We start from the raw sequence: 17,351 nt of genomic DNA, 5'->3' as shown, positions 1-17,351 counted from the left end.
GCCGACGCCGCTGACGCCGAGACATCCGACGCCAAGTGAGGAAACGGCAGCCATGAGCGACACGAAGACCCGACCCCCCGTGGCCGCCTCCCGCCGGGACGCCCGCCGCACCAAACGCACCGCGGCCCGCACCCGCCGCTGGGCCCGGCGCCGCGCGCACCGGGTGCCCACCGTCCTGCAGATGGAATCGGTGGAGTGCGGCGCGGCCAGTCTGTCGATGATCCTCTCCCACTACGGGCGCCACGTCCCGCTGGAGGAGCTGCGCGCCCTGTGCGGCGTCTCCCGGGACGGGGCCCGCGCGAGTTCCGTGCTGGCCGCGGCCCGCTCGTTCGGGCTCGTCGCCAAGGGCTTCCAGGCGGAGACCGACCAGTTGGAGGAGAAGCTCCGCAACGGGCCGGTCATCATCTTCTGGGCGTTCCAGCACTTCATGGTGGTCGAGGGCATCACCACCCGGTTCGGACGCACCCAGGTCGCCGTCAACGACCCGGCCGGCGGCCCCCGCCTGATGGAGTGGTCCGCCTTCGACTCCGGGTACACCGGCATCGTCCTCACCTTCGAACGCGGCCCCGACTTCACGCCCGGCGGCCGCCGCAGCAGCACCGCCGCCGCCCTCCTGGACCGCCGTCTGCCGTCCGGGCGCGCCCTGCCCCTGGTCCTGCTGGCCAGCCTGCTGCTGGTGGTGCCGGGCATCGTCGGCGCCGCCTACTCGCGGGTCTTCCTCGACCGGGTGCTCGTCTCGGACTCCCCCACGGCCGTGCTGCCGCTGGTCCTGGCGATGTCCGTCACCGCCCTGATGGTCTTCGTCCTCACCTCCGTGCAGCAGCACTACCTGCTGCGCATGGAGATCCGTACCGGACTGGTGGCGTCGGCGCGCTTCTTCCGCCATCTGCTGCGGCTGCCCATCGAGTTCTTCCTGCAGCGCCGCCCGGCCGAGGTCGCCCGACGCGTCGCGAGCAACGACACCGTCGCGATGATCCTCTCGCGCGACCTCGCCGCCACCACCATCAATCTCGTGCTCGTCGTCTTCTACGGCGCCCTGATGGTCCGCTACGACATCCTGCTCGGCCTGCTGGGCCTGGCCACCGCCGGCTTCAACGTGCTGGTCCTGCAACTGGTCTCGCGCTCCCGCAAGGACGCCGTGGACGCGCTGCGCGCCGACCGCGGCAACCTGATCGGCACCACCTTCGCGACCCTGTCCACCATCGAGTCCGTCAAGGCGACCGGCGCCGAGCCCGACGCCTTCACCCGCTGGGCCGGCTTCCTCGCCAAGGTCACCACCGCCCAGCAGCGACTCGGACAGACCACCGCGGTGCTGACGGTGCTGCCGCCCCTGCTGGCCGTCGTCAACATCGGCGTCATGCTGCTCGTCGGCGGCCTGCGGGTGGCCGACGGCACCCTCAGCGTCGGCATCCTCGTCACCTTCCAGACCCTGCTGGCATCCCTCAGCCGCCCCGTCACCCAGCTCACCAACCTGGGCAGCAGGCTCCAGGAGATGAACGCCGACCTCAAGCGCATCCACGACGTGGAGAAGTACCCGCAGGCCCGGAGCTTCCAGCCCGGCGCATCCGGGACGGACGGCCTGACGGACGACGCCCCCGCCGGCCGGCCCGGGCGAATCGGCGGACCGACGAACCGGCTCGACGGCGAACTCACCCTGGACGAGGTCACCTTCGGCTACGGCCCGCTCTCCGACCCCGTCGTCACCGCACTCAGCCTCACCGTCACCCCCGGTTCCCGCATGGCGATCGTCGGCGGCTCCGGCAGCGGCAAGTCCACCGTGGGCCGCCTCGTGACCGGCCTGTACGAGCCGCGCTCGGGGCAGATCCTCATCAGCGGACAGCCCCGCGAGGAGATCCCCCGTACCGTCCTCGCCGCCTCCATGGCCTACGTCGACCAGGACATCGCGCTCTTCGCCGGCACGGTCCGCGACAACCTGACCCTGTGGGACGACACCGTGCCCGACGAGGTCGTCCTCGCCGCCCTCCAGGACGCCGCCGTCTTCGACGAGGTCATGTCCCGGCCCGGCGGCATCAACGCCAGGGTGTGCGAACAGGGCAGCAACTTCAGCGGCGGCCAGCGCCAGCGCCTCGAACTCGCCCGCGCGCTCGCCTCCCGCCCCACCCTGCTCGTCCTCGACGAGGCCACCAGCGCACTCGACCCGGCAACCGAGCGCACCGTCATGGACAACCTGCGCCGCCGCGGCTGCGCCTGCCTGATCATCGCCCACCGGCTGTCGGCCGTCCGCGACGCCGACGAGATCATCGTGCTCGACCGGGGCGTCATCGCCGAACGCGGCACGCACGACGAACTGCTGACCGCCCGGGGCCGCTACGCCGCCCTGTTCGACTCCAGCCGCTCCGAGGAGAAGGACACCCTGTGAGCACTCCCTCCGCCGCGGCCTCCCCCGCCCGGACCTTCTGCCTCGACGACCCCACCACGCTGCTGTACGTGGAATCCGGCGCGGCCGACCTGTTCGCCGTGGACCGCGGACCGGACGGCGGCGACGGCGAGGAGCACGGCCGGCGCTACTTCCTGTGCCGCGCCGAGGCCGGCATGCTCGTGGTGTGCGGCACCGGCGGCGAGAGCCGCCACACCGTCATCGCCCGGCCCGTGCTCGACGCCCGGCTCACCCGGCTGCCGCTGTCCCTCCTCGACCAGATCCGCCAGGGCCGGGCCACGCTGCCCCGGTCGGCGGGCGACCGTCCCGCCGCGCTCGACCACGCCCGGCTCCTCGCCGGCCTCACCGCCGGGCTCACCGCCCTCGCCGACGCGCTCCCCGGCGCCCTCGCGCCCCGCCAGTTCACGTCCCTGAGCACCACCGACGGCACCGAACTCGACAAGGGCGACGTGGCCCGCTCCGTCGACGGGGTGCAGTTCGTCCGCGTGGAGTCCGGCCTCCTCGACCCGGGCGACCCGGCCTCCGAGGGCGCCGCAGGGCTCGACGGGGAGGAGGACACCAGTGCACTGGAGCCCGTCGGCCCCGGCGCCGAGCTGGTCCTGACCGAGCAGGACTGGGTCCGGGCCCGCGGCGCCGCCCGCCTCACCACCGCCTCCCTCCTCTCCGTCTACCGGGAGGGCCGGCTGACGGACGCGCTGACCGAGCACTCCGCCCGGCTGCGCACCACCATCGACCACCGCATCGCCGTCCAGCGGGCCCGTGAGCGCGCCGAACTCGCCGCGCGCCGCGCCCAGGACGGCAAGGTCCTGTCGTCCGCCGTCCGCACCTTCGACGCGGTCCTGCACGACACCGGCACCCGCCTGAAGCTCGCGGACGTCGCCGACGACGAGCCGATGCTCGCCGCGGTCCGGCTGGTCGCCTCCCGGCAGGGCTTCTCGGTCCGCCCCCCGCTCCGAAGCCCCGGCCCGGGCCGCCGCAGCACCGCCGAAGACCTGCGGGCCATCGCCCTCGCCTCCGGCTTTCGCACCCGGGGCATCCGGCTGGAGGACCGCTGGTGGACCCGGGACGTGGGGCCGGTGCTCGGCTATCACGTCACGGGTCGGCCCGTCGCGCTGCTGCCCCTCGGCCACGGCTACGTCCTCGTCGACGACGGCCGGGTCTCCGCGCTCAACGCCGAGACGGCCGCCCGGCTGCGCCCCGCCGCCGTCGTGCTGTACCGGCCGCTGCCCGCGGCCGTGCGCGACGTCCCCAGCCTGCTGAGGTTCGGCCTTTCGCCCTCCCTGGGGCACGGCCGGGACCTGGTCCGGCTCGCGCTCACCGGCGTACTCGTCGCCCTGGTCGGTCTGATCATCCCGGTCATGACCGGCAAGGTGCTCGGCGAGTTCGTGGCGGATGCCAACCGGAACCTGATCGTGCAGGGCTCCCTGGTCGTGATCGGCTCGGGCCTGGTGACCGCCGCGCTGTCCGTCGTGCAGAACTTCGCCGTCCTACGGCTGGAGAGCCGTACCGGCGCCGCCATGCAGGCCGGGCTGTGGAACCGGCTGCTGTCCCTGCCGGCCGCGTTCTTCACCCGCTACTCCACCGGTGAGCTGGGCACCACCGTGCTCGGTGTCACCGCCGCCCAGGAACTCCTGTCCGGGATGCTCACCACGGCCACGCTGGCCCTGCTGACCGGCCTCGCCAACCTGGCCCTCGTCTTCTGGTACGACCTGACCCTGGCCCTGGTCGCCGCCGGTCTCACGGCCGTCGGCGTGCTCTTCGCCGCGGCGGCCGGGCGGCTCCAACTGCGGTGGGCACGACGCGAGTACACGCACGAGCAGGCGATGTCCGCGATGGTCTTCCAGATGCTCACCGCCATGCCGAAGCTGCGGGTGGCCGCCGCCGAGGAACGGGCCTTCGCCGAGTGGACCCGGCTGGCCGCCCGCGGCCACGCCCTGTCCGCCCGCGTCCGCCGGGTGCAGAACAGCGTCACGACCTTCAACGCCGGTTTCCCGCTGGTGTGTTCGGCGGTCGTCTTCGGGGTGACCGCGGGCCCCCTGCACGGGGAGGTCCCGCTCGCCACCTTCCTGCCGTTCTTCGCGGCCTTCAACCTGCTGCTCTCGGCGGGCCTGCAGTTCACCGCCTCCGCCGTGACCGCCGTCGGCACCGTTCCGATGCTGGAGCGGCTGAAGCCCATCCTCGAAGCGGAGCCGGAGAACGACGGCACCAAGGTCGACCCCGGCGACCTGTCCGGCCGGATCGCCATCTCTCACCTGTCGTTCCGCTACGGCCAGGACGGGCCGCTCGTCCTCGACGACGTCAGCCTCACCGTGATGCCGGGCGAGTTCATCGCCGTCGTCGGCGCTTCCGGCAGCGGCAAGTCCACCCTGCTGCGGCTGCTGCTCGGCTTCGAGACCCCCATGTCCGGCAGCCTGCTGTACGACGGCCAGGACCTCGCCGAGCTGGATGTCTCCGCGGTCCGCCGGCAGTGCGGAGTGGTGCTGCAGAACGGCGCGCTCCAGGCCGGCGACATCCTCGCCAACATCGTCGGCTCCGGCGGCCACACCCTCGACGACGCCTGGGCGGCCGCCGAGATGACGGGCCTGGCCGACGACATCCGGGCCATGCCGATGAGCATGAACACCGTGCTCTCCGAGGGCACCAACACCCTCTCCGGCGGCCAGCGCCAGCGCCTCATGATCGCCCGCGCCCTGGTGGCCCGGCCGCGCCTGGTCTTCTTCGACGAGGCGACCAGTGCCCTCGACAATCCCACGCAGGGACTGGTCGCCGAGAGCACGCGCCGCTTGAACGCCACCCGGATCGTCATCGCGCACCGGTTGTCCACCGTGGTCGACGCGGACCGCATCGTGGTCATGGACCGGGGCCGGATCGTCCAACAGGGCACGTACGAAGAGCTCATGGCGGACGCGGACGGACTCTTCGCCCGGCTGGCGGGCCCGCAGATGTCCGACGCCGCGAACAGGCCCTCAGCGCACGCGATGTGACGGAATGTGAGAGCGCATGGTGATCGCGGGCGGGAGGTGCGATGCGCCCCCGCCCGACCGCTCACGGCATCCGCCGTCAGGTGAGATGATCCTCCCGCAAACGATGCGCCCCACGACCAACCCGCCTGCTGCGCACATGGCGTGCGGACGGGTACGCGACCGATCCACCGAATAGGGGAACCCACCCATGTCACAAGGTCCGAAGACAGCCGTCACCAACCTGAACGTGCTGCTGCCCGTGGCGTACGCGCTGGCCGTCGTCGTCGCCGCGAGCCTCGCCTCCGGCACGGTCGCCACCGCCGTCGCCGTGGGCGGCGGGGTGCTGCTGGGCCTCTGGTTCGCCTTCGGCCGCCGCCGCGCCACCCGCGGCTGACACGGCTGCCACGGCTGCCACGGCTGACGGCTGCATTTCAGGATCCACACCTCTTTCGGCTTCCGGGGTGCGGCCGGCGGCGGAGGGCCGGTCCCGGCCTGTGTGGATCACCATCCGGCGTGCCCCGGCCCGGGGCACGCCGGCGGCGCGTGTCAGCGGGCGAGAAGGTCGTCCCGGGCGCCGACCGCCGTCTCGAAGGTGGTCAGTGCGCGGTCCCACACCCCGTCCCGGTCCGCCAGGCGCGCCAGTTGCGGAGCGAGCTCGGCGGAGAAGGCGATGGTGGCCTCGACGGGCAGGAGGGACGGGAGGTTGTCGATGGCGATCAGGTCGAGGGGGGCGCCGCCCGAGGCGAGGGCGCGTACCGGCTCCTCCCACGTGGTGGTCTCGTCGTACACCGGCAGCACGTTGCAGTCGGAGGTGACGTCGCAGGTGACGTCGGAGACGAGGGAGAGGCGCCGGCCCGGGTCGTCGAGGTCGCCCTTGGTGAGGAACGGCGGGACGGGCGTGGTGGTGAGGACGGTGTTGACCATCAGGTCGTGGCCGAGGAGCGCGGCGCGGTCGATCTCGCGGGTCTCGGCGAGGTCCCAGCGGGTCGGCTCGATGCCGGCGGTGGTCAACGCGTCGCAGGCGCCGCGTCCGCTGCGGCCGAGCGCGCCGATGACGAGTGCCGTGCCGTCCGTGCCGGCCGCGCCGGTACCGGGGGCTCCCGCGCCGGAGGCCAACAGCGCGTCGAGGGCAGGGCGGTCGGTCGGGCGCAGGGGCCCGGTGAGCAGGCCGCGGCGGTGCAGGACGGCGAGGGCGGCTCCGACGTACCCGGCCCAGTAGCCGAACGCCGCGACACGGCGGCCGGCCTCGTCGATGAGGTACTCCATGTCGAGCAGGGCGCCACCGCCGGCGGTGAAGCGGGCGAGCAACTCGGCCGCGCCGGCCTGGCCCTTGTAGGCGTGGCCGAAGTAGATGTGCCGGTGGCGCAGGACCGGGGCGCCGGGGCCGGCGGGGAGTTCCTTCAGGCCGAGGACGTACGCGTCGTCGGGGGCCGTGAGCCAGGAGTCGGTGGGTGCGGTGTCGCAGCCGGCGGCGGCGTAGTCGGCGAGGGGGAACACGCGCTGGTCCGAGGCCTCGACGGTGATCCGGAGGCCGGCCCCGACGAGCCGGCCGGCGTCGGAGGGGGTGAGGGGGGCGCGACGCTCGGTGGGGCGGGACTCGTGCCGCATCCAGAGGTGCGGGGTCTTCGACATGAGGGGTCATTCCTGTCTGGGGGCGTGCGGTTGGCAGACGCCCGGCCGTGGTGCGTGCCGGGCTGTACGGTCCCCACCGGTGCCGCCGGCGCCACCGCTGTCACGGGTGTCTCCGGTGCCGCCTGTCCCCCGTCCCGGCTCGGCCTGTGGTGCCCGCAACGCGCCACCCGGTCGGGTCCGTTCCCGCCGGCGCATCGGTCCCGGCCGCTTCGGTGTTCGCGGTGCGGGATGAGGTACGGGATCCGGGGCGGGCCCCGTGGGCGGGTCAGAGGTGGGGGATGCGGGCATTGGCCAGGGGGCGGTAGGTCGGGGTGGCCGTGGACGACAAGCCTGCCGTGCGGAGTTCCGCGACGATGGCGGCGGCGAGGGCCGAGGCGAGGGCCTCTCCCGGGCAGCGGTGGGACGACGCACCGAAGGTGAAGATCATCGGATTCACTCGTCCGGGTGATAGTGCGTGTGGATCCGGGTTGACGGCCGGGTCGCGGTTCGCGGCGGCGAGGAGGACCAGGATCTGCTGCCCGCTCTCCACCGCACGGCCGTCGTGGACGAAGGGCGCGGCGGCGAAACGGCGGGTGTTCTGGATCGGGGCGTCGTACCGGGCCACCTCCCGCACCAGTGCCCCGATGTCGCAGCCGTCCGCTCCCCGGGCCAGGGCGACCAGGGTGTTGCCCACCAGTCCGGCGGTGGCGTCGTAGGTCTGGGACAGGAACCCGACGGCGTTGGACAGCAGTGGCGCCAGGTACGGCCAGGACGCCCGGTCGGCGGCGCGGACCAACTCCCCGAGGAGCCCGTCGTTGTCGCCCACGAGGCCGGGCCGCAGCAGTTCGCGGACCTGATCGGCTGCCGCGGCGGCGGCCCGCTGTTGTGCGGGGGTCGCGGAGGCCGGTATGCACTGGACGAAGTCGGCGATCGCGCGGGCCGCCTCCCGGTCCGCTCCGTCCGTCAGGCCGGCCAGCGCGGCCACGACCCGGGCCGGGACCCCGAACATCAGCTCCTCCCACGGGACCGCGCCGCCGGCCGCCAGCGCCTCCCGGGTGAACCGGGCGGCCAGTCGGGCCGCGTACGCGGTGTCGGCCCGGGCCAGTGCGTCGGCCACCACCGTCTTCAGGCGGCCCTGGACCGTGCCGTCCGTCATGCGGACCAGGTCCGCGAAGACCTCGCCCGCCGGGGTCCCGACGATCCCCTGCGGGACCGGCTCGGCCGGCGGTCGCACCCGCAGCGCGTCGCTGCCCAGTACGGCGCGCACGGCGGCGGCGTCGGCGGCGACCCACACCCCGAGCTCCTCGTCGTGGGTGAAGGGGCGTTCGGCCACCAGGCGGGCGTAGTACGGGTAGGGGTCAGGCAGTCGGACCGCGTCGATCGGCGTGGTGGCGGTCACCTCACACCTCCCGGCCGTCGAATCCGGATGGCGGGGCGGCGGGATGCGGGGCGCCGGGGGGCGCGGGTGTGGCGGCCGGGGTCAGGAGTGCATTGGCCTCGGCGTACGGGATGGCGTCCGCGCCGAAGTCGAACGTGCCGGACTCGGCGATCTCCCGCGCGGCCCGGGTGAACGCGCCCAGCGCCGCGCGGGACAGCGCGGATCCGGTACTGATCCGGCGGACGCCGAGGGCGCCGAGTTCGGCGACGGACAGGGAGAGGGCGCCGCCCATGAGGACGTTCACGGGCCGGTCCACGGCGGAGCAGACGGCACGGATCGCTTCGGCGTCGGGGAGGGCCGGGGCGTAGAGGACGTGGGCGCCGGCGGCCTCGTACGCCTGGAGGCGGCGGATCGTGTCGTCGAGGTCGGGGCGGCCCTGGAAGAAGTTCTCGGCGCGGGCGGTGACCGTGAAGGGGAAGTCCAGTTCCTTTGCCGCCTCCACGGCGGCGGCCACCCGTTCCACCGCCTCGTCGAGCGGTCGCACGGGATCCTCGTCGAGGCCCGTGGAGTCCTCGATGGAGCCGCCGACCAGGCCGGCGGCCGCGGCGAGGCGGATGGTCTCGGCGATGTCCTCGGGCCGTTCCCCGAAGCCGCTCTCCAGGTCGGCGGTGACCGGCAGGCCACTGGCCTCGACGATCACGGCTGCGTTGGCGAGGAGTTCGGCGCGGCTGACCCGGTTCGTACCGTCGGGACGGCCGAGGCTGTGGGCCAGGCCGGCGCCGGTGGTGGCGAGTGCCGCGAAGCCGAGGCCGGCCAGGATGCGTGCGGTGCCCGCGTCCCAGGGGTTGGGGACGACGAACGGCCGGTCGGCGGCGTGCAGGTCCCGGAACGCGACGGCCCGCGCGTGTCGGGCGGCTGCGGTGGTGCGGTTCATGGGGTCCTCTTGGGTGTCCGTCGTCCGGTGGTCGGATGGATCCAACGTACCGACCACCGCGGCGAGTTGCTCTGTGGATCGCTCCCGCGCGTCGCTCAGAGTGCGAAGCCGAGGGCGAAGGCTCCGACGACCGGCGCCATGTAGATGACCGGGAAGGGGATGTGCGCGTACGAACGGGCCTTGATCACGGTGATGACGGCGCCGAGGTAGTACAGCACCAGGCCGATGCCGGCCGCGATGCCGACGACGGGGAGGAAGATGCCGACGACGAGGCCGATCGCGCCCAGGGCCTTGGCCGCGCCGAGGGGCGTCCACCAGGCCTGGGGCACGCGGTACTCGTTCATGGCTTCGACGACCCACGTGGCCCGCGAGAGCAGCGAGTAGCCCGAGAAGCCCGACATGGCGGCGGCGAGGACGGCGACGATGGTGGCGGCGGTGTTCATCGGGAGGCTCCTTCTCGGATGGTCGCCCCTGCGGCGACCTCACCCCCTTGACCCGCCGCGTGCCGCCCGTGTGACAGGTGTCGGGAGAAAGTTTTCACTTCGTCGAGGGCGCGCCCCCGGGGAGCGGTTCGACGCGCCGTCTGCGGGACACGGCCACGCCGGCCAGGCAGATCGCGCCGCCGAGCAGGGTCAGCCATCCGGGGACTTCGTCGAGGGCGATCCAGGCGATGGGCACCACGACGGCCGGCACCGCGTAGGTGGTCGCGCCCATCTTCCCGGCGGTGGTCCGCGACAGGGCGTACGTCCACGTGGTGAAGGCCAGCGCGGTCGGGAAGAGCCCCAGGTAAACCATGTTGAGGGTGGCGGTGAGCGGGGCGTCGGGCAGTTGGTCGACGAGTTGACCGATGAAGGGCAGGGTCACGGCGGTACCGACGAAGCAGCCGTACGTCGTCACCTGGAGCGGGGTCGCGTGGGCCAGGGCGGGTTTCTGGAGGACCACGCCGGCCCCGTAGGTGAGGGCGGCGAGCAGGCAGAGCAGGACGCCGGTGAGGGAGGAGGAGCCGCCGTTGGAGGTGGACACTCCCACCACGACCGCGCCCACGAAGGAGACGGCCATGCCCGCCAACAGCATCGGGGGGAACCCCTCCTTCAGTATCCAACCGCTGAGCAGGGCGATCACGATCGGGCCGATGTTCACGATCATCGCGGCGGTGCCCGCGTCGACGCCCTGTTCGCCCCAGTTCAGCGCGACCATGTACAGCCCGAACCACAGCACTCCGGATCCCACGATCCCGGGCCAGGCCTGACGCGGCGGTGGCGGCACCCGTTTGACGAGCAGGACGAGGCCGAGTGCGATCGAGGCGGTGAGGAGCCGGCCCAGGGCCAGTGCCCCGGGTGCGAAGTACTCGGCCGACGCGCGGATGGAGACGAACGCGGACGCCCAGAGCACGACGGTGATTCCTGCCGCGACGAGAGCGCGATGATCTGGTCCGGTGTCCCCGGCCGTGTGGTCCATGCGAGCAAACTACCGACGGGTCGACGCCGCTGCCCAGGCCATTTCCGGGGGCTCTCCGCCCGGTCCCGCTCAGGAGCGGTGGGCGGGGGCGGTGAGCAGGCTCCGCAGGCGGGCCGCGTAGGCGCGGGGGCGGGCGGTGTTGCCGTTGTGGCCGCCCGGGAAGGTGCATATCGCGGTGTCGAGGAGGTCCGCGAGGGCGGTCGCGCAGCGGTGGTCGAAGACCGATGCCGACGTGGTCGCGCCGATGGCCGGGACGATCCGGGTCGTGGTGCGGGCGAGCGCGGCGAGGTCGAGGGTGTCCTCGATGATCGCCGAGAAGTCGTGCTCGACGAAGTAGTCGAAGTTGGCGCGGCGTCGGTCGTCCAGAGGCTCGGGGGTCACATCCGGTTCGATCTCCTGGCGGGTCGGGTCGATGCCCAGGACCCGGGCGATCTCCGGGAGCGCGACGCCGAGTCCGGACGCGCGGTAGCTCTCCTGTAACCCGGCCAACTCCGCCTCGTGGTCGGCCCGGTCGGCCGCCGGCAGCAGGCGTGGGGCGACCGGCTCGTGGGCGATGAGGGTGCCCACTTGGCCTGGATGTCGTGCGGCCAGGTGGAGGCCGATGGTCGCACCGAGGCTGCAACCCAACATCAGGGCGGGTTCGTCGGTGACGGCGGACAGCAGCCGGTGTACGTCCTCGGCGTGCTCGGCCAGGGTGGTGGTCCGGCCCGGTTCGTCGAGCCTGCTGCGGGAGAGGCCCCGTCGGTCGTACGTCAGGACGGTGAAGGCGTCATCGAGGTGCGACACCAGGTCCACGGTGCGATCGGCGTCCCCCTCGCCGCTCTGGGAGATCAACAACAGTGGTCCGGATCCTCGGAGTTGGTAGTGAAGGGTGCAGCCGGGAGCCGCGAGGGTGGCGGACAGGGCGGACATGGTGACTCCTCTGCGTTGATCGGCACGGACCTTTGTCCGCTGCTCTGCGATCAGCCTAATCCATCGGAACAGATACATCAAGAGAGATGCATCCTTCTTGATGTATCTGCCGTGATGTATTCTGGCGTGGTGGATGGAATCGAACTGTTCCTGCTCGGCAGGGCCTTGATGAAGCTCGGCGAGGAAGCCCTGCCCGAGCCCCCGGGCGGATCCGGTCAGTACGCCGGCAGTACCCGCGCGGTGGTGATCGTGGCGGGGGACATCGCCGCGCATCCGGACACCACCGTCGGCGAGACCGCGCAGCGCACGGGCCTGCCGCAGAGCCAGGTGTCGGGTGCCGTGGCCCGACTGCGCGAGGTGGGATCGGTGGAGACCGCGCCCGATCCGGCCGACCGCCGGCGCACGCTCGTACGCCGGTCCCCCGAGGTCTCCGCGCGCGTGGCCACCGTGCGGGCCGTCGGCGCCTCCAAGGTCGAGGAAGCCCTCGCCCGGGCGCTCGGCGAGGCGGAGGCGGAACGGCTGCCGACGGTCACCGAGGCCCTGGAGGTACTGGCCCGCCACCTGGTCCGCCCCTGAGGACGGCGCCGGCGCCGCTCACGCCACGGGCGCCCCCCGCCGACCTCACCCCCGGCCTCACCCCCGCCGGCAGGAACCACGCCGTCGACAAGGTCGCCTCACCCCGTCGGTGCGGACCGCCCCGCCAGGGCCGTGAACGCCGCCAGGTCCTCCGCGATCGCCCGGGACACCGCGTCCCGCTGTTCGTTCAGGTAGAAGTGCCCGCCGGGGAACCCGCGGAAGGTGAAGGCCCCCGCGGTCACCTCCCGCCAGGCCATGGCCTCGGGCACGCCGACCCGGGGGTCGGACTCGCCGGTCAACACGCTCACCGGGGTGCGCAGCACCGGTCCGGGCACGTGTCGATGCGTCTCGACGGCGCGGTAGTCGCCGCGCAGCGCCGGCAGGATCAGCTCGCGGAAGTCCGGATCGGCCAGGAGTCTGGCGTCGGTGCCCGCGAGTTCGCTGACCAGGGCGATCAGCGCGTCGTCGTCCCGCGGGTGGACGCCCTCGGAGCGCTCGATCAGCGGGGAGCGTCGCCCGGACACGATCAGACCGTGCGGGGGCGTGCCGGCGTGCTCCAGGCGGCGCGTCACCTCGTAGCCGATGAGTGCGCCCATGCTGTGCCCGAACAGCACCAACGGCCGTTCCCGCCACGGCATCAGAGCTTCCAGCAGCCCGTCGGCCATCGCGGCGATGTTGCCCGGTACCGGCTCGCCGATGCGCTCCTGGCGCCCGGGGTACTGGGCGACGAGCACCTCGGCGCAGGGGGCCAGGGCCGCGGAGAACGGGTGGTAGTAGGCGGCGCTGCCGCCCGCGTGCGGAAGGAACACGAGGGTCGGCGCGGGACCGGAAGGCGGCCCGGGGTGGAACCGGCGCAGCCAGGGCGAACCGGTCCTGCGGTCGAAGAAGGCGGGAGCAGAGGGGGGAGTCGTCATCGCCGGTCCTCGGAGTCGTTCGTCAGCAGCAGCTTCTTCTGCGGCTTGCCCATGGCGTTGCGCGGGATGGCGGTCACGAAGCGGACCTCGCGGGGGCGTTTGTGCACCGACAGGTGCGCGGCGACGAAGTCGGTGAGTTCCGTGCCGGTGACGCCCTGCGCGACGACGAAGGCCACGATCCGTTGGCCGAGGTCGGTGTCCGGCAGTCCGACGACGGCCGCCTCGCTGACCCGGGGGTGGTCGAGGAGGGCGTTCTCGATCTCGCCCGCGCCGATGCGGTACCCGCCGGACTTGATCAGGTCGATGGAGGCCCGGCCCACGATGCGGTGAACGCCGTCGGTCTCGTCGACGGCGGCGATGTCGCCGGTGCGGAACCACCCGTCCTCGGTGTACGCGGCGGCCGTCGCCTCGGGGCGGCCCAGGTATCCGGAGAACAGGGTCGGTCCGGTGAGCTGGAGTTCGCCGATCTCGGCGCCCGGTTCGGCGGCGATACGGGTGCGGATGCCGCGCACCGGGGTGCCGACCGTGCCGGGGCGGACCTCTCCGCCGGCCCGGCCGCTGACGGTGATCAGGGTCTCGGTCATTCCGTAGCGCTCCACCGGGCGCAGGCCGGTCAGGGCCTCCAGGTCCCGGAACACCGGCGCGGGCAGGGCGGCGCTGCCGGAGACGAGGAGCCGGGCGCGGGAGAGCGCGGCGGCCTCGGCCGGGGACCCGGCGATCCGGGACCAGACGGTGGGGACGCCGAAGTACAGGCTGCCGGCGGCCTGCGCGTACGCCTCGGGGGTGGGGCGGCCGGTGTGCAAGAGCCGGCTGCCGGTGCGCAGGGCGCCGAGGACCCCGAGGACGAGTCCGTGTACGTGGAAGAGGGGCAGGCCGTGCACGAGGGTGTCCTCGGCGGTCCACTGCCAGGCTTCGGCGAGGGCGTCGAGGTCGGCGGCGATCGCGGCGGTGGTGAGGACCACGCCCTTGGGGGGACCGGTGGTCCCGGACGTGTAGAGGATCAGGGCGGGGTCGGTCGCCCCGGCCGCGGGCGTGGCGGGGGTGTCGGCGCGGCGGGTGTAGTCCACGTCGAGGAGCGCGGCGCCGGAGTCCCGGAGGATGTGCTCGCGTTCGGCGTGGCCGGCGTCGGGGGGCAGGGGTACGAGGGGGACCCCGGCCAGCAGCGCGCCCACGGTGGCGGCGACGGTCTCCAGGGAGGCGGTGGCCGTCACGGCGACGGCCGGTGCGCCGCCGGCGGTGATGTCGCGGGCCACGGCGGAGGCAGCGCCGAGCAGTTCCTCGTAGGAGGTGGCGCGGCCGGCGACGGTGAGGGCGTCGGGGCGGTCTCCGTACACGCCGTCCAGTGCGGTGAGCACGCGGCAGCTCCCTGGTGATCCGATGGATGGTGGCAGGGTCAGGCTACGGGCCCGAGCGCGGTGCGGTGGCGAGGGGTTGCGTGCGTGGGCGGCTCGCGCCGTCGCGGCCCCCGAGGGAGCCGCGACGGCGCGGTGCGGTGCACCGCGGGTGGGCTCAGATCACGCCCTGGGCCAGCATCGCGTCGGCGACCCGCTCGAAGCCGGCGATGTTCGCGCCCGTCACGTAGTCACCGGGCGCGCCGTAGCGTTCGGCCGTTTCGTGGGCGACGGCGTGGATCGAACGCATGATGCCCGCCAGCTCGTCCTCGACGCGCTCCGCGCTCCAGGAGACCCGACCGGCGTTCTGTGCCATCTCCAGGGCGCTCACGGCGACTCCGCCCGCGTTCGCGGCCTTGCCGGGACCGAAGGCCACGCCCGCCTGCTGGAGGACCCGCACGCCCTCCGGGGTGGTGGGCATGTTGGCGCCCTCGGAGACCGCCTGGACCCCGCCGCGCACCAGCGTCAGCGCGTCCGCCTCCGTCAGTTCGTTCTGGGTGGCCGACGGGAAGGCGACGTCCGCCGGGACCTCCCAGACCCGGCCGCCGGGGACGAAGCGGGCCGAGGCGCCGCGACGCTGGGCGTACTCGCTGACCCGGCCGCGTTCGACCTCCTTGATCTGGCGCAGCAGCTCCAGGTCGATGCCCTTCTCGTCGACGACGTAGCCCTGTGAGTCGGAGGCGGTGACGGGGTTGGCGCCGAGCTGCCGGAGCTTCTCGATCGTGTACAGGGCGACGTTGCCGGAGCCGGAGACCACGGCGGTCAGGCCGTCCAGGGAGGCGCCCTTCACGGCGAGCATCTCGGCGGCGAACAGCACGCTGCCGTATCCGGTGGCCTGGGGGCGGATCAGGGAGCCGCCCCAGCCCTGGCCCTTGCCGGTGAGCACGCCGGCTTCCCAGCGGTTGGTGATGCGCCGGTACTGGCCGAACAGGAAGCCGATCTCGCGGCCACCGACGCCGATGTCACCCGCGGGGACGTCGGTGTGCTCGCCGATGTGGCGGTGGAGTTCGGTCATGAACGACTGACAGAAGCGCATGACCTCGGCGTCGGACTTGCCGTGCGGGTCGAAGTCGCTGCCGCCCTTGCCGCCGCCGATGCCGAGACCGGTCAGGGCGTTCTTGAAGACCTGCTCGAAGCCGAGGAACTTCACCACGCCGATGTCCACCGACGGGTGGAAGCGCAGGCCGCCCTTGTACGGGCCCAGCGCGCTGTTGAACTCCACCCGGAAGCCGCGGTTGACGTGGACGCGGCCCCGGTCGTCCTGCCACGGCACGCGGAAGAGGATCTGCCGCTCGGGTTCGGTCAGCCGCTCGACCAAGGCCACCGCCGGGTCGGCGTACTCGGGTCGGGCGGCGAACACCGGGGCCAGGGTCTCCAGTACCTCGCGTACGGCCTGGTGGAACTCGGGCTGGGCGGGATTGCGGCGCTCGATGTCTGCCCGGAGCGCGTCCAGCCTGTCCTTGTGGTCCTTCACGGAGTGATCCTCTCGGGGAGTCGCTGGTGGCCGTGCGGGGCCGGGAGCCGGAGCGTACCCCGCGTCCGGACGAGGTCAGGCAGGGGTTGAGCTGATCGGACAAGTCCTCGGGGCCGCGGGAATTGCATGGGGCAGGCTGTGGCGTGGACCGTATGATCGGCCCCACATCGGACGGGCCACACGACCGGGGGGCTTGCGTGGAAGCGGTACGGTACGCGTCGCTGATCGCGGCGACGATCACGGTCGGGCTGATGAGCGGTCTCTTCTACGGGTTCTCCGTGTCCGTCATGCCGGCTCTCAAGCGCAGTGACGACCGGATCGTCATCGAGGTCATGCAGCGCGTCAACGTCGCCATCCTCAACGGCTGGTTCCTGCTGGGCTACCTCGGCGCCCTGATCTTCACCGGGCTCGCGCTGGGGATGCACGTGGTGGACGGTCCCGACGGCGCACTGGTGCCACTGATCGCGGCGTTCGTCTGCTACGTCCTGGCGATGGTCGTGACGGGTGTGGTGAACATTCCGCTGAACAACGCGTTGGAGAAGGCGGGCCCGGTCGACCGGATCGCCGACCCGGCCGCCGTTCGCGGCGCGTTCGAGACCCCGTGGGTACGGGCCAACGTGTGGCGCACGCTCCTCTGCACGGCGAGCGCCGGGTTCCTGGCCTGGGCACTGCTCGTCCAGGCCGCGTGACGGCCGGGCGTCGGCGCTTGACGAGCGATCGTCGAGCGCCGGTCGCCCCTCGCACCTCGAACCTCGAACCTCGAACCCCACACCAGAGGCTCTGACCGTCGCCCGGCGCGTCAGCGCGTGGTGGCCCGGCCGTACAGGATCAGCGCGCGGGAGAGCGCGGTGAGCGCGGCCGTGCACAGCACGGTGCGGATGATGTTCGTGGTGACCCAGGTGCCCTTGAACTCGTCCACGATCGAGAGGTCGGTCAGTTTCGCCACGTCGCCACCGGCGGCCAGGTCGTTGTTCAGCGGGATGTTCATCGCAAAGGTGACGACCAGGACGACGAGGTAGGCGACGGCCGCCGAAGCGACCCACAGGGCGGTGCCGCGCCGGCCCGCGCGGAACTCGACGATCGCGGAGGCCACGGCGGCCACCAGGGCGAGCAGGAACACGGTGACAAAGAGGCCGCTGCCGTCGATCGCCGCGTTGAAGGAGCGCATGGCGCTCACGTACGTACGGTCGTCGCCGGCCGCGAGGCCGGGCATCACCGAGACGTCGAAGGCGAAGAACAGGCCGGCCATCAGGCCCACGAGCACGGTCGAGAGCGCGAGAAGTGCCGTGGACACGCGTGTCGCGCCGGCCGGATTCTGTGTCATGGGAGCAGATCCTGGCAC

At 72.8% G+C, this 17,351-nt stretch carries 15 protein-coding genes; 5 read left to right on the top strand and 10 right to left on the bottom strand.

All coding sequences use genetic code 11. The features are described from left to right. Window positions 1–52: 52 nt before the first annotated feature. The 3 genes from OG906_RS36195 (at window position 53) to OG906_RS36185 (ending at window position 5,755) form a co-directional block, all read left to right on the top strand. Window positions 53–2,380, top strand: a complete 2,328-nt coding sequence (locus OG906_RS36195; protein ID WP_329448521.1) for an NHLP family bacteriocin export ABC transporter peptidase/permease/ATPase subunit — start codon at window positions 53–55, stop codon at window positions 2,378–2,380. Next, a complete protein-coding gene (locus OG906_RS36190; protein ID WP_329448520.1) occupies window positions 2,377–5,382 on the top strand; it encodes an NHLP bacteriocin export ABC transporter permease/ATPase subunit in 3,006 nt (1,001 codons plus the stop codon). The genes OG906_RS36195 and OG906_RS36190 overlap by 4 nt, the downstream gene beginning before the upstream one ends. A 187-nt stretch (window positions 5,383–5,569) precedes the next feature. Continuing rightward, window positions 5,570–5,755 (top strand): hypothetical protein, encoded by a 186-nt coding sequence (locus OG906_RS36185; protein ID WP_329448518.1) that lies wholly within the window; start codon window positions 5,570–5,572, stop codon window positions 5,753–5,755. A gap of 152 nt (window positions 5,756–5,907) precedes the next feature. On the opposite strand, the gene OG906_RS36180 is transcribed toward OG906_RS36185, so the two are convergent. From OG906_RS36180 to OG906_RS36155, 6 genes are all read right to left on the bottom strand, one after another. Next, entirely contained in the window at window positions 5,908–6,993 is a 1,086-nt protein-coding gene (locus tag OG906_RS36180) for a saccharopine dehydrogenase (protein WP_329448516.1), read from the bottom strand. A gap of 265 nt (window positions 6,994–7,258) precedes the next feature. Beyond that, window positions 7,259–8,371 (bottom strand): cytochrome P450, encoded by a 1,113-nt coding sequence (locus OG906_RS36175; protein ID WP_329448514.1) that lies wholly within the window; start codon window positions 8,369–8,371, stop codon window positions 7,259–7,261. Window position 8,372: 1 nt separating this feature from the next. Next, window positions 8,373–9,284, bottom strand: a complete 912-nt coding sequence (locus OG906_RS36170) for an isocitrate lyase/PEP mutase family protein (protein WP_329448512.1) — start codon at window positions 9,282–9,284, stop codon at window positions 8,373–8,375. A 95-nt stretch (window positions 9,285–9,379) separates the two neighbouring features. Then, window positions 9,380–9,727: a DoxX family protein gene (locus OG906_RS36165; protein WP_267797668.1), complete on the bottom strand. Its 348-nt coding sequence runs from the start codon at window positions 9,725–9,727 to the stop codon at window positions 9,380–9,382. A 94-nt stretch (window positions 9,728–9,821) separates the two neighbouring features. Then, window positions 9,822–10,742, bottom strand: coding sequence for a DMT family transporter (locus tag OG906_RS36160; RefSeq protein ID WP_329448510.1), 921 nt, complete (start codon window positions 10,740–10,742; stop codon window positions 9,822–9,824). Window positions 10,743–10,811: 69 nt separating this feature from the next. After that, complete coding sequence (locus OG906_RS36155) at window positions 10,812–11,654, bottom strand: alpha/beta fold hydrolase (protein ID WP_329448508.1); 843 nt, start codon at window positions 11,652–11,654, stop codon at window positions 10,812–10,814. A 129-nt stretch (window positions 11,655–11,783) separates the two neighbouring features. Here OG906_RS36155 and OG906_RS36150 point away from each other — a divergent pair, with 129 nt between their 5' ends. Next, entirely contained in the window at window positions 11,784–12,230 is a 447-nt protein-coding gene (locus OG906_RS36150; protein WP_329448506.1) for a MarR family winged helix-turn-helix transcriptional regulator, read from the top strand. 98 nt (window positions 12,231–12,328) lie between these two features. Here the strand turns inward: OG906_RS36150 and OG906_RS36145 are convergent, their stop codons facing one another. From OG906_RS36145 to gdhA, 3 genes are all read right to left on the bottom strand, one after another. Beyond that, the gene (locus OG906_RS36145) at window positions 12,329–13,144 is read right to left on the bottom strand and encodes a thioesterase II family protein (RefSeq protein WP_329448504.1); all 816 of its coding nucleotides are present in this window, start codon (window positions 13,142–13,144) and stop codon (window positions 12,329–12,331) included. Further along, window positions 13,141–14,499 carry an AMP-binding protein gene (locus OG906_RS36140; RefSeq protein ID WP_329448503.1) on the bottom strand — a complete coding sequence of 453 codons (1,359 nt, stop codon included), beginning with the start codon at window positions 14,497–14,499 and terminating at the stop codon, window positions 13,141–13,143. The genes OG906_RS36145 and OG906_RS36140 overlap by 4 nt, the downstream gene beginning before the upstream one ends. 154 nt (window positions 14,500–14,653) lie before the next feature. Then, window positions 14,654–16,009, bottom strand: a complete 1,356-nt coding sequence (gene gdhA, locus OG906_RS36135) for an NADP-specific glutamate dehydrogenase (protein WP_329448501.1) — start codon at window positions 16,007–16,009, stop codon at window positions 14,654–14,656. Between the two features lie 197 nt (window positions 16,010–16,206). On the opposite strand from gdhA, the gene OG906_RS36130 reads away from it, so the two are divergent. Further along, entirely contained in the window at window positions 16,207–16,698 is a 492-nt protein-coding gene (locus OG906_RS36130) for an anthrone oxygenase family protein (protein ID WP_329448499.1), read from the top strand. Between the two features lie 110 nt (window positions 16,699–16,808). Here OG906_RS36130 and OG906_RS36125 read toward each other — a convergent pair whose 3' ends face one another. Continuing rightward, window positions 16,809–17,333, bottom strand: coding sequence for a DUF1772 domain-containing protein (locus OG906_RS36125; protein ID WP_329448498.1), 525 nt, complete (start codon window positions 17,331–17,333; stop codon window positions 16,809–16,811). Window positions 17,334–17,351 lie beyond the last annotated feature (18 nt).

The organism is Streptomyces sp. NBC_01426 (assembly GCF_036231985.1).
GTDB lineage: Bacteria > Actinomycetota > Actinomycetes > Streptomycetales > Streptomycetaceae > Streptomyces.
The sequence above is the reverse complement of the archived record's forward strand: the minus strand, read 5'-3'. Positions and strand labels throughout refer to the sequence as shown.

Excerpts from the sequence above, each read along its gene's own strand:
- OG906_RS36160 (WP_329448510.1), bottom strand. The coding sequence starts at position 10,742 with ATGGACCACACGGCCGGGGACACCGGACCAGATCATCGCGCTCTCGTC.
- OG906_RS36155 (WP_329448508.1), bottom strand. The coding sequence starts at position 11,654 with ATGTCCGCCCTGTCCGCCACCCTCGCGGCTCCCGGCTGCACCCTTCAC.
- OG906_RS36170 (WP_329448512.1), bottom strand. The coding sequence starts at position 9,284 with ATGAACCGCACCACCGCAGCCGCCCGACACGCGCGGGCCGTCGCGTTC.
- OG906_RS36185 (WP_329448518.1), top strand. The coding sequence starts at position 5,570 with ATGTCACAAGGTCCGAAGACAGCCGTCACCAACCTGAACGTGCTGCTG.
- OG906_RS36165 (WP_267797668.1), bottom strand. The coding sequence starts at position 9,727 with ATGAACACCGCCGCCACCATCGTCGCCGTCCTCGCCGCCGCCATGTCG.
- OG906_RS36195 (WP_329448521.1), top strand. The coding sequence starts at position 53 with ATGAGCGACACGAAGACCCGACCCCCCGTGGCCGCCTCCCGCCGGGAC.
- OG906_RS36125 (WP_329448498.1), bottom strand. The coding sequence starts at position 17,333 with ATGACACAGAATCCGGCCGGCGCGACACGCGTGTCCACGGCACTTCTC.
- OG906_RS36180 (WP_329448516.1), bottom strand. The coding sequence starts at position 6,993 with ATGTCGAAGACCCCGCACCTCTGGATGCGGCACGAGTCCCGCCCCACC.
- OG906_RS36145 (WP_329448504.1), bottom strand. The coding sequence starts at position 13,144 with ATGACGACTCCCCCCTCTGCTCCCGCCTTCTTCGACCGCAGGACCGGT.